9 protein-coding genes are annotated in these 12,481 nt (G+C 67.6%); all 9 read left to right on the forward strand.

Annotated features, from left to right (window positions below; all coding sequences use genetic code 11):
* Positions 1-4 precede the first annotated feature (4 nt).
* Complete coding sequence (gene algK, locus HMPREF3014_RS26910; protein ID WP_016263184.1) at positions 5-1,432, forward strand: alginate biosynthesis TPR repeat lipoprotein AlgK; 1,428 nt, start codon at positions 5-7, stop codon at positions 1,430-1,432.
* The gene (algE, locus tag HMPREF3014_RS26915) at positions 1,429-2,901 is read left to right on the forward strand and encodes an outer membrane porin AlgE (protein ID WP_003092105.1); all 1,473 of its coding nucleotides are present in this window, start codon (positions 1,429-1,431) and stop codon (positions 2,899-2,901) included. The genes algK and algE overlap by 4 nt, the downstream gene beginning before the upstream one ends.
* A gap of 20 nt (positions 2,902-2,921) precedes the next feature.
* Positions 2,922-4,553: a mannuronan 5-epimerase AlgG gene (gene algG / locus HMPREF3014_RS26920; RefSeq protein WP_003110465.1), complete on the forward strand. Its 1,632-nt coding sequence runs from the start codon at positions 2,922-2,924 to the stop codon at positions 4,551-4,553.
* A gap of 12 nt (positions 4,554-4,565) precedes the next feature.
* Positions 4,566-5,990 (forward strand): alginate biosynthesis protein AlgX, encoded by a 1,425-nt coding sequence (gene algX / locus HMPREF3014_RS26925; RefSeq protein WP_003092107.1) that lies wholly within the window; start codon positions 4,566-4,568, stop codon positions 5,988-5,990.
* A gap of 3 nt (positions 5,991-5,993) precedes the next feature.
* Positions 5,994-7,097 (forward strand): alginate biosynthesis protein AlgL, encoded by a 1,104-nt coding sequence (algL, locus tag HMPREF3014_RS26930; RefSeq protein WP_003092108.1) that lies wholly within the window; start codon positions 5,994-5,996, stop codon positions 7,095-7,097.
* A 229-nt stretch (positions 7,098-7,326) separates the two neighbouring features.
* Entirely contained in the window at positions 7,327-8,889 is a 1,563-nt protein-coding gene (locus HMPREF3014_RS26935; protein WP_003110467.1) for an MBOAT family O-acyltransferase, read from the forward strand.
* A 14-nt stretch (positions 8,890-8,903) separates the two neighbouring features.
* Entirely contained in the window at positions 8,904-10,079 is a 1,176-nt protein-coding gene (gene algJ, locus HMPREF3014_RS26940) for an alginate O-acetyltransferase (RefSeq protein WP_003092111.1), read from the forward strand.
* Between the two features lie 72 nt (positions 10,080-10,151).
* Positions 10,152-10,802: an alginate O-acetyltransferase AlgF gene (algF, locus tag HMPREF3014_RS26945; protein WP_003092112.1), complete on the forward strand. Its 651-nt coding sequence runs from the start codon at positions 10,152-10,154 to the stop codon at positions 10,800-10,802.
* Positions 10,803-10,998: 196 nt separating this feature from the next.
* Positions 10,999-12,444: a mannose-1-phosphate guanylyltransferase/mannose-6-phosphate isomerase gene (locus HMPREF3014_RS26950; RefSeq protein ID WP_003092113.1), complete on the forward strand. Its 1,446-nt coding sequence runs from the start codon at positions 10,999-11,001 to the stop codon at positions 12,442-12,444.
* The last annotated feature ends 37 nt before the right edge of the window (positions 12,445-12,481 follow it).

The raw sequence follows: 12,481 nt of genomic DNA on the forward strand, positions 1-12,481 counted from the left end.
GACCATGAAGATGCCCATCCTCCCTCCCCTGCCCCTGGCGTCCCGGCACCTGCTGCTGGCCTCGGCCATCGCCCTGGCCGCCGGCTGCGCCGGACTGCCCGACCAGCGCCTGGCCCAGGAGGCCCTGGAGCGCGGCGACCTCGCCACCGCCCAGAGCAACTACCAGGCCCTGGCCGCGATGGGTTACGCCGACGCCCAGGTCGGCCTCGCCGACATGCAGGTCGCCAGCGGCGACAGCGCCCAGCAGGCCAAGGCCGAAAAGCTCTACCGCGAGGCCGCGCAGACCTCGCCGCGGGCCCGCGCGCGCCTTGGCAAGTGGCTGGCGGCCAAGCCCGGCGCCAGCGACGCCGAGCACCGCGAGGCCGAGCGCCTGCTCAGCCAGGCCTTCGAACAGGGCGAGGACAGTGCCCTGGTGCCGCTCATCGTGCTCTACCTGCAGTACCCGCAGTCCTGGCCGGAAATCGACCCGCAGCAGCGCATCGACCAGTGGCGCGCGCGCGGACTGCCGCAGGCCGACCTGGCGCAGATCATTCTCTACCGCACCCAGGGCACCTACGCCCAGCACCTGGGCGAGATCGAGCAGGTCTGCCAGCGCTGGCTGCGGCGCATGGATGTGTGCTGGTACGAACTGGCCACGGTCTACCAGATGCAGGGCAACGCGGAAAAGCAGAGGGACCTGCTCGAACAGCTGCGCGCCGCCTACAAGGCCGGCCGGGTGCCCGGCGAGCGGGTCGACTCGGTGGCCGGGGTGCTCGCCGACGGCGAACTCGGCCAGCCCGACCCGCAGACCGCCCAGGCGCTGCTGGAAGAGATCGCGCCGAGCTACCCCGCGGCCTGGGTCAGCCTGGCCAAGCTGCTCTACGACTATCCCGACCAGGGCGACCTGGAAAAGATGCTCGGCTACCTGAAGAACGCCCAGGACGCCGCCCAGCCACGCGCCGAACTGCTCCTCGGGCGCCTCTACTACGACGGCAAGTGGGCGCCGCAGGACCCGCGCAAGGCCGAGCGGCACCTGCTCAAGGCCGCCGCCAGCGAACCCCAGGCCAACTACTACCTGGGGCAGATCTACCGCCGCGGCTTCCTCGGCAAGGTCTATCCGCAGAAGGCCGTCGACCACCTGATCCTCGCCGCCCGCGCCGGCCAGGCCAGCGCCGACATGGCCCTGGCCCAGCTCTGGTCGCAGGGCCGCGGCATCCAGCCGAACCGGGTCAACGCCTACGTCTTCGGCCAGCTCGCCGTGCAGCAGCAGGTACCGCAGGCCAGCGACCTGCTCGGGCAGATCGAAGCGCAACTGCCGCCGGCCGAACGCAGCCAGGCGCAGCAATTGCTCAAGCGCGAACAACAGAGCCGCGGCAACAACTGGCAGGCCACCGTCAGCCTGCTGCAGAGCCAGGACTCGCCGATCAACGAAGAAGAGCCAGAAAGCCTATGAACAGCTCCCGTTCCGTCAACCCGCGGCCGTCCTTCGCGCCGCGCGCCCTGTCCCTGGCCATCGCCCTGCTGCTCGGCGCGCCGGCGTTCGCCGCCAACAGCGGCGAGGCACCGAAGAACTTCGGCCTGGACGTGAAGATCACCGGCGAATCGGAAAACGATCGCGACCTCGGCACCGCTCCCGGCGGCACCCTCAACGACATCGGTATCGACCTGCGGCCCTGGGCCTTCGGCCAGTGGGGCGACTGGAGCGCCTACTTCATGGGCCAGGCGGTGGCCGCCACCGACACCATCGAGACCGACACCCTGCAATCGGACACCGACGACGGCAACAACAGCCGCAACGACGGTCGCGAGCCGGACAAGAGCTACCTCGCCGCACGCGAATTCTGGGTCGACTACGCCGGCCTCACCGCCTACCCCGGCGAGCACCTGCGCTTCGGCCGCCAGCGCCTGCGGGAAGACAGCGGCCAGTGGCAGGACACCAACATCGAGGCGCTGAACTGGAGCTTCGAGACCACCCTGCTCAACGCCCACGCCGGAGTCGCCCAGCGTTTCAGCGAATACCGCACCGACCTCGACGAACTGGCTCCGGAGGACAAGGACCGCACCCATGTGTTCGGCGACATTTCCACCCAGTGGGCGCCGCACCACCGCATAGGCGTGCGCATCCACCACGCCGACGACAGCGGCCACCTGCGCCGCCCCGGCGAGGAAGTCGACAACCTCGACAAGACCTATACCGGCCAGCTCACCTGGCTCGGCATCGAGGCTACCGGCGATGCCTACAACTATCGTTCGAGCATGCCGCTGAACTACTGGGCCAGCGCCACCTGGCTGACCGGCGACCGCGACAACCTGACCACCACCACGGTCGACGACCGGCGCATCGCCACCGGCAAGCAGAGCGGCGACGTCAATGCCTTCGGCGTCGACCTCGGCCTGCGCTGGAACATCGACGAGCAATGGAAGGCCGGCGTCGGCTACGCCCGCGGCAGCGGCGGTGGCAAGGACGGCGAGGAGCAGTTCCAGCAGACCGGGCTGGAGAGCAATCGCTCCAACTTCACCGGCACCCGCTCGCGCGTGCACCGCTTCGGCGAAGCCTTCCGCGGCGAACTGAGCAACCTCCAGGCAGCCACCCTGTTCGGCTCCTGGCAACTGCGCGAGGACTACGACGCGAGCCTGGTCTACCACAAGTTCTGGCGCGTCGACGACGACTCCGACATCGGTACCAGCGGCATCAACGCCGCCCTGCAACCGGGCGAGAAGGACATCGGCCAGGAACTCGACCTGGTGGTGACCAAGTACTTCAAGCAAGGTCTGCTGCCGGCCTCGATGAGCCAGTACGTCGACGAGCCCTCGGCGCTGATCCGCTTCCGCGGCGGCCTGTTCAAGCCGGGCGACGCCTACGGGCCGGGCACCGACTCGACCATGCACCGCGCCTTCGTCGACTTCATCTGGCGCTTCTGAGCCCCGCGAGGAAACCGGACATGCCCGACATTTCCCTTTCGATCCCCCGCCGCCGGCTCCCGCGCCTGCGCCCGCTGGCCGCGGCAGTGCTCGGCGCGGTGCTGCTGCACGGCCAGGCGTGGGCGGCGCAGCCGGTGGAGAAACCGCAGCCGGTCCCGGCGCAGGCCGGCAACGAGCCGGGCCTGACCCAGGGCCTGAAGGAAACCGGCAACTACACGGTGACCACCGCGCCGGCCGAACCGTTGCACCTGGACCCGCCGAAACTGCCCGACCTCTCCGGCTACACCGCCGCCGCGGTGGAAGCCAAGATCGTGCGCAAGCCGGGTGGCCGCGCCAGCGTGCAGCGCATGGTCCAGCAGCAGCCGCTGAAGGAGTTCACCGGTGGCAGCAACCGCCTCGCCGAATGGGTCAAGCGCCAGCGCCAGATGCCCCAGGCGATCTTCATCGAAGGCGGCTACGTGAACCTCGCCCAGCTCGCCGGCAAGCTTCCCGCCAGCGCGCTGGAACAGGTCGAGCCGGGGGTGTTCGTCGCCCGCCTGCCGATCGTGGTCAGCCAGGGCGCGACCCTCGACATCGACAAGCAGGTCAAGGAACTGCGCCTGTCCCAGGAGCGCGGCGCGTTCCTGGTCAACGACGGCATGCTGTTCGTCCGCGACAGCAAGGTCACCGGCTGGAGCGAATCGAAGAAGGAGCCGGCCTGGTTCAAGACGCCCAACGAGTTCCGTCCGTTCCTGATCTCCTGGGGCGGCGCCGAGGTGTACCTGAGCAACAGCACCTTCACCAGCTTCGGCTACAACGCCTCCAAGGCCTACGGCATCTCCATCTCGCAGTACAGCCCGGGCATGGACAAGCAGATGAAGCGCCCGCGCCCCAAGGGCTGGGTGATCGACTCGACCATCGTCGACAGCTGGTACGGCTTCTATTGCTACGAGGCCGACGACCTGGTGGTGAAGGGCAACACCTACCGCGACAACATCGTCTACGGCATCGACCCGCACGACCGTTCGCACCGCCTGATCATCGCCGACAACACCGTCCACGGGACCAGGAAGAAGCACGGCATCATCGTCTCGCGGGAAGTCAACGACAGCTTCATCTTCAACAACCGCAGCTACGAGAACAAGCTTTCCGGGATCGTCCTCGACCGTAACAGCGAGGGCAACCTGGTGGCCTACAACGAGGTCTATCGCAACCATTCCGACGGCATCACCCTCTACGAGAGCGGCGACAACCTGCTCTGGGGCAACCAGGTCCTGGCCAACCGCCGCCACGGCATCCGCGTGCGCAACAGCGTGAACATCCGCCTCTACGAGAACCTCGCGGCGGGCAACCAGCTGATCGGCGTGTACGGCCACATCAAGGACCTCACCAACACCGACCGCAACATCGCCCTCGACCCATTCGACACCAAGGTCTCGCTGATCGTGGTCGGCGGCAAGCTCGCCGGCAACGGCTCCGGCCCGCTCTCGGTGGATTCGCCGCTGAGCCTCGAACTGTACCGGGTGGCGATGCTCGCCCCGACCAAATCCTCCGGCATCAGCCTACCCGGCGTTCTCGGCGAGAAGCAGGACCAGATCCTCGACCTGCTGGTGCGCCAGGACAAGGCGGTGCTGATCGACCCCGTGGAAAGCCAGGCCGAACTCCAGGACTGAGGACCCAGACGCATGAAAACCCGCACTTCCCGACTGTTCCGCCTGAGCGCCCTGGCCGCCGGCCTCTGCCTGGCCCAGGCAGCCCTGGCCGCCGACCCCGGCGCGGCGCCGAGCTACCAGGCGCTGCCGGCCGGCAACCTGTGCCCGGCCGCCGCCGACGACTCGCGCTACAACACCAAGTACCTGGGCTTCTTCACCCACCTGGTGCAGGCCCAGGACGACTGGCTGTTCCGCACCACCTACGACCTGCGTACCGACTTCGGCACCAGCGCCGAAGGCTGGCGCGAACTCCGCGCACTGCGCGACGAACTCAAGCGCAAGGGCATCGAGCTGGTGGTGGTCTACCAGCCGACCCGCGGCCTGGTGAACCGCGAGAAGCTCAGCCCGGCGGAAAAGGCCGGCTTCGACTACGAGCTGGCGAAGAAGAACTACCTGGCGACCATCGCCCGCTTCCGCCAGGCCGGCATCTGGACCCCGGACTTCTCGCCGCTGTTCGACGAGAAGGAGGAGCACGCCTACTACTTCAAGGGCGACCACCACTGGACTCCCCATGGCGCCCGGCGCAGCGCGAAGATCGTGGCCGAGACGCTGAAGCAGGTGCCCGGCTTCGAGGAGATCCCGAAGAAGCAGTTCGAAAGCAAGCGCGTCGGCCTGCTGTCCAAGCTCGGCACCTTCCACAAGGCCGCCGCGCAACTCTGCGGCAACAGCTACGCCACCCAGTACGTCGACCGCTTCGAGACCGAGCCGGTGGGCGCCAGCGACAGCGGCGACCTGTTCGGCGACGGCGGCAACCCGCAGATCGCCCTGGTCGGCACCTCCAACAGCGGCCCGGCCTACAACTTCGCCGGCTTCCTGGAGGAGTTCAGCGGCGCCGACATCCTCAACAACGCGGTGTCCGGCGGCGGCTTCGACAGTTCGCTGCTGGCGTACATGACCAGCGAGGAATTCCACAAGAACCCGCCGAAGATCCTCATCTGGGAATTCGCCACCCACTACGACATGGCGCAGAAGAGCTTCTACCGCCAGGCCATGCCGCTGGTGGACAACGGCTGCTCCGGCCGGAAGACCGTACTCAGCCGCAAGGTCAAGCTGCGCCAGGGCCGCAACGAGGTGCTGCTGAACAGCGCCGCGCTACCGATCCGTAGCGGCAGCTACGTCGCCGACGTGACCTACAGCGACCCTTCGGTACACGAGTTGAAGAACACCATCTGGTACATGAACGGCCGCCGCGAGCAGTTGAAGATCGAGCAGTCGAAAGCCGTCGATACCGGCGGCCGCTACGTCTTCCAACTGCGCAACGACAGCGACTGGGCCGACCAGCAGTTCCTTTCCCTGGAAATCGAAGCGCCGGAGGACATGCCCCAGGGCCTGGAGGTCCAGGCCAGCATCTGCCAGGCGGCGCCCGCCAAGGCCAGCCAGTCGGTGGCCGGGAGGTAAACGATGAAAACGTCCCACCTGATCCGTATCGCCCTGCCCGGTGCCCTCGCCGCGGCATTGCTCGCCAGCCAGGTCAGCCAGGCCGCCGACCTGGTACCCCCGCCCGGCTACTACGCGGCGGTCGGCGAGCGCAAGGGCAGCGCCGGCAGCTGCCCCGCGGTGCCGCCGCCGTATACCGGCAGCCTGGTCTTCACCAGCAAGTACGAAGGCTCCGATTCGGCGCGGGCGACCCTCAACGTCAAGGCGGAGAAGACCTTCCGCTCGCAGATCAAGGACATCACCGACATGGAGCGCGGCGCCACCAAGCTGGTCACCCAGTACATGCGCAGCGGCCGCGACGGCGACCTGGCCTGCGCACTGAACTGGATGAGCGCCTGGGCCCGCGCCGGCGCCTTGCAGAGCGACGACTTCAACCACACCGGCAAGTCCATGCGCAAATGGGCGCTGGGCAGCCTCTCCGGCGCCTACATGCGCCTGAAGTTCTCCAGCTCGCGGCCGCTCGCGGCCCACGCCGAGCAGAGCCGGGAAATCGAGGACTGGTTCGCCCGGCTCGGCACCCAGGTAGTCCGCGACTGGAGCGGCCTGCCGCTGAAGAAGATCAACAACCATTCCTACTGGGCGGCCTGGTCGGTGATGTCCACCGCGGTGGTGACCAACCGCCGCGACCTCTTCGACTGGGCGGTGAGCGAGTTCAAGGTCGCCGCCAACCAGGTCGACGAGCAGGGCTTCCTGCCCAACGAACTCAAGCGCCGCCAGCGCGCCCTCGCCTACCACAACTATGCGCTGCCACCGCTGGCGATGATCGCCGCGTTCGCCCAGGTCAACGGCGTCGACCTGCGCCAGGAGAACCACGGCGCCCTGCAGCGCCTGGCCGAGCGGGTGATGAAGGGAGTCGACGACGAGGAAACCTTCGAGGAGAAGACCGGCGAGGACCAGGACATGACCGACCTCAAGGTCGACAACAAGTACGCCTGGCTGGAGCCCTACTGCGCCCTCTACCGCTGCGAGCCGAAGATGCTCGAGGCGAAGAAGGACCGCGAGCCGTTCAACAGTTTCCGCCTCGGCGGCGAAGTGACGCGGGTGTTCAGCCGCGAAGGGGGAAGTTGAGGGCGTGGCGGGAAGCGGGCGCACAGGCCGGGGGCCACGCGCCCCTCTACCCCGCTCGCCGACCAGGCGCCACACCCCGACCCATGCGCGACAGACGCGGGCGGGCGCAACACCTTAGGCAACACCACGGGGAGGAAAACGGCGGGTCGTCCCGCCTTTCCTCGAGCGCTCCAGGGCGCGGAAAGGCAGGGCCGACCTGAATGGTTGACGCTCTAGAGAGAGAGACGGCATGGTCTTTTCTTCAAACGTGTTCCTGTTCCTGTTCCTGCCGGTCTTTCTCGGCCTGTACTACCTGAGCGGCGAACGTTACCGGAACCTGCTGCTGCTGATCGCCAGCTACGTGTTCTACGCCTGGTGGCGGGTGGACTTCCTCCTGCTGTTCGCCGGGGTCACCGTCTTCAACTACTGGATCGGCCTGCGCATCGGCGCCGCCGGCGTACGCACCAGGGCCGCGCAACGCTGGCTGATCCTCGGCGTGGTGGTCGACCTCTGCGTGCTCGGGTACTTCAAGTACGCCAACTTCGGCGTCGACAGCCTCAACGAGATCATCACCTCGTTCGGCATGCAGCCGTTCGTGCTGACCCACATCCTGCTGCCGATCGGCATCTCCTTCTACACCTTCGAGTCGATCAGCTACATCATCGACGTCTACCGCGGCGATACCCCGGCGACCCACAACCTGATCGACTTCGCCGCCTTCGTCGCGATCTTCCCGCACCTGATCGCCGGCCCGGTGCTGCGCTTCAAGGACCTGGTCGACCAGTTCAACCACCGCACCCACACCGTCGACAAGTTCGCCGAAGGCTGCACCCGCTTCATGCAGGGCTTCGTCAAGAAGGTGTTCATCGCCGACACCCTGGCCGCCCTCGCCGACCACTGCTTCGCCCTGCAGAACCCGACCACCGGCGACGCCTGGCTCGGCGCCCTGGCCTACACCGCGCAGCTCTACTTCGACTTCTCCGGCTACAGCGACATGGCCATCGGCCTCGGCCTGATGATGGGCTTCCGCTTCATGGAGAACTTCAACCAGCCCTACATCAGCCAGTCGATCACCGAGTTCTGGCGGCGCTGGCACATCAGCCTGTCGACCTGGCTGCGCGACTACCTCTACATCAGCCTGGGCGGCAACCGCGGCAGCACCTTCCAGACCTACCGCAACCTGTTCCTGACCATGCTCCTCGGCGGCCTGTGGCACGGCGCCAACTTCACCTACATCATCTGGGGCGCCTGGCACGGCATGTGGCTGGCGATCGAGCGGGCCCTCGGAGTGAACGCCGCGCCGCGCGTGCTCAACCCTTTGAAGTGGGCGTTCACCTTCCTCCTGGTGGTGATCGGCTGGGTGATCTTCCGCGCCGAGAACCTGCAGGTCGCCTGGCGCATGTACGAAGCCATGTTCAGCTTCGGCACCTGGCAGCTCTCCGAACTGAACCGCGCCAGCCTCACCGGCCTGCAGGTCGGCACCCTGGTCCTGGCCTACCTGGTGCTGGCGTTCTTCGGCCTGCGCCAGTTCTACAACCAGCCATTGCAGACCAAGGCGCCCAAGGCCGCGGCGAACAGCGACGAAGTGGCCGCCGACGGCCCGGCCAGTGCCCAGCCGCGCGCCCCGCGCGAGGCCGCCGGCGACCCGGCGGCGATCGCCTACTCGCCGAGCGGCGCGCTGGTCTACCAGCCGAGCTGGCTCAGCCAGTTGCCCGTCCTGGCCACCCGCCTGGCGCTGCTCCTGCTGTTCGCCGCCTCGGTGCTGAAGCTCTCCGCGCAGAGCTACTCGCCATTCCTCTACTTCCAGTTCTGAGCGAGGCCCACGCCATGACACAGAGCATTTCCCGCCCCCTGCAATACGCCTATATCGCCGCCTTCGGCGGGCTGCTGCTGGGGCTCGCCGGATGGTCGCTGAAGAGCGTGCCGGGCTTCTCCGCCGCGGCCGATACGCCACTGCTCAACGGCAAGCTGGCGCACGCCTTCGAAGCCCACTACGACAAGGAATTCCCGATCAAGCGCCTGGGCACCAACCTCTGGGCCGCACTCGACTACACGCTGTTCCACGAAGGCCGCCCCGGCGTGGTGATCGGCAAGGACGGCTGGCTGTTCACCGACGAAGAGTTCAAGCCGGCACCGAGCGGCCAGCAACTGGAAGACAACTGGGCATTGGTACGCGGCGTGCAGCGGGAGCTGAACCGGCGCGGCGTCAAGCTGGTGCTCGCGGTGATCCCGGCCAAGGCCCGCCTGTATCCCGAGCACATCGGCCGCGAGCAGCCGGCCGCGCTGCACGACAGCCTCTACCAGGACTTCCTGGCCCGCGCCCGCGCCGCCGGCATCGACAGTCCCGACCTGCTCGGCAGCCTGCGCCAGGCCAAGGACAACGGCGCGGTGTTCCTGCGCACCGACACCCACTGGTCGCCGCTCGGCGCGGAAACCGTGGCCCAGCGCCTCGGCGCGGAGATCCGCGAGACGCACCTGCTGGATGTGCCGGCGCAGAACTTCGTCACCCGCGTCGGCGAAGAACGCACGCACAAGGGCGACCTGCTCAGCTTCCTGCCGCTCGACCCGCTGTTCGACGAACTGCTGCCGCGTCCGGAGCAGTTGCAGCAACGCACCACCGAAGCCGCGCCGGCACTGCCGGGCGGCCAGCAGTCCGGCGCGGGCGACGACCTCTTCGGCGATAGCCAGCAACCGCGCCTGGCGCTGGTCGGCACCAGCTACAGCGCCAACCCCAGGTGGAACTTCGAGGGCGCGCTGAAACAGGCGCTGTCCGCCGACCTGATCAATTACGCGAAGGAAGGCAAGGGCCCCCTCGAACCGATGCTGGAACTGCTGCAGGACGAAGGCTTCCGCAAGGACCCGCCGCAACTGCTGGTCTGGGAGTTTCCCGAGCGCTACCTGCCGATGGCCAGCGACCTCAGCCAGTTCGACGCCGACTGGGTCGCCCAGCTGAAGGCCAGCGGCGGCCGCGATGAGCGCCTGGCCGCCAGCCGCAACGATTGAACGAACACAGCCAAGGCTGTTTACCCACGGGGCCGAGCGCCCCGCTGAAGAAGAAGCAACGGAGGAATACCCATGAACCCGATGACCCGCCGCCACACCTGGACCCGCCTGGCCTGCGCACTTTCCCTCGGCGTCGCCGCATTCGCCGCGCAGGCCGACGAGGGCGCCCTGTACGGGCCCCAGGCACCCAAGGGCTCGGCCTTCGTCCGCGCCTACAACGCCGGCAACAGCGAACTCGACGTGTCGGTCGGCAGCACCAGCCTGAACGACGTCGCGCCGCTCGGTTCCAGCGACTTCAAGTTCCTCCCCCCCGGCAGCTACACCGCCCAGGTCGGCCAGCAGAGCCTGCCGGTCAAGCTCGACCCGGACAGCTACTACACCCTGGTCAGCCAGCCCGGCGGCAAGCCGCAGCTGGTGGCCGAGCCGCCGTTCAAGAACAAGCAGAAGGCGCTGGTACGGGTGCAGAACCTCAGCGGCTCGAAGCTGACCCTGAAGACCGCCGACGGCAAGACCGACGTGGTCAAGGACGTCGGCCCGCAAAGCCACGGCGACCGCGAGATCAACCCGGTGAAGGTGAACCTGGCGCTGTTCGACGGCAGCAAGAAGGTCAGCGACCTGAAGCCGGTCACCCTGGCCCGCGGCGAGGTGGTCTGCCTGTACGTCACCGGCAGCGGCGGCAAGCTCGCGCCGGTCTGGGTCAAGCGCCCGGTGAAGGCGGACTGAGACCGACCGGGAGGGGCTCGCCCCTCCCGGCATTCCACACAACAAGACCGGCCCGACACCGGCGCACCAACCGTCAGCGCTCCCGCAGAAGGAGCGCACTGGAGAGGTCACCCGGGGCTCCGTGGAGCCCGGTAACGAGATATCCCGCCGCGCGGCGGGATCCCTAGACAGACGCATCGCTTCAAGGAGAAACAACATGATCCCAGTAATCCTTTCCGGTGGCAGCGGCTCGCGACTCTGGCCTCTTTCCCGCAAGCAGTACCCCAAGCAGTTCCTCGCCCTCACCGGCGACGACACCCTGTTCCAGCAGACCATCAAGCGCCTGGCCTTCGACGGCATGCAGGCACCGCTGCTGGTGTGCAACAAGGAGCACCGCTTCATCGTCCAGGAACAGCTGGAGGCACAGAACCTGGCGAGCCAGGCGATCCTCCTCGAACCCTTCGGCCGCAACACGGCGCCGGCGGTGGCCATCGCCGCGATGAAACTGGTCGCCGAAGGCCGCGACGAACTGCTGCTGATCCTTCCCGCCGACCACGTGATCGAGGACCAGCGCGCCTTCCAGCAGGCCCTGGCGCTGGCCACCAACGCCGCCGAAAAGGGCGAGATGGTGCTCTTCGGCATTCCCGCCAGCCGCCCCGAGACCGGCTACGGCTACATCCGCGCGAGCGCCGATGCGCAACTGCCGGAAGGCGTCAGCCGGGTGCAGAGCTTCGTCGAGAAGCCCGACGAAGCCCGCGCCCGCGAGTTCGTCGCCGCCGGCGGCTACTACTGGAACAGCGGCATGTTCCTGTTCCGCGCCAGCCGCTACCTGGAAGAACTGAAGAAGCACGACGCCGACATCTACGACACCTGCCTGCTGGCCCTGGAGCGCAGCCAGCACGACGGCGACCTGGTGAACATCGACGCCGCCACCTTCGAATGCTGCCCGGACAACTCCATCGACTACGCGGTGATGGAGAAGACCTCACGCGCCTGCGTGGTGCCGCTGTCCGCCGGCTGGAACGATGTCGGCAGCTGGTCGTCGATCTGGGACGTGCACGCCAAGGACGCCAACGGCAACGTCACCAAGGGCGACGTGCTGGTCCACGACAGCCACAACTGCCTGGTGCACGGCAACGGCAAGCTGGTCTCGGTGATCGGCCTGGAGGACATCGTGGTGGTGGAAACCAAGGACGCCATGATGATCGCCCACAAGGACCGGGTGCAGGACGTCAAGCACGTGGTCAAGGACCTCGACGCCCAGGGCCGTAGCGAGACCCAGAACCACTGCGAGGTCTACCGCCCGTGGGGCTCCTACGACTCGGTGGACATGGGCGGCCGCTTCCAGGTCAAGCACATCACCGTGAAGCCCGGCGCGCGCCTCTCGCTGCAGATGCACCACCACCGCGCCGAGCACTGGATCGTGGTTTCCGGGACCGCCCAGGTGACCTGCGACGACAAGACCTTCCTGCTCACCGAGAACCAGTCGACCTACATCCCGATCGCCTCCGTGCACCGCCTGGCCAACCCCGGCAAGATCCCGCTGGAGATCATCGAGGTGCAGTCCGGCAGCTACCTCGGCGAGGACGACATCGAGCGCCTGGAAGACGTCTACGGGCGCACCGCCGAACCGGCCCTGCAAGTGGTCGCCGGCAGCCGCTGAAGCGTCGACCCGGCCCCCTGGCGGAGCGATCCGCCAG

It is taken from the genome of Pseudomonas sp. HMSC065H01 (genome assembly GCF_001815235.1).
Taxonomy (GTDB): Bacteria; Pseudomonadota; Gammaproteobacteria; order Pseudomonadales; family Pseudomonadaceae; genus Pseudomonas; species Pseudomonas aeruginosa.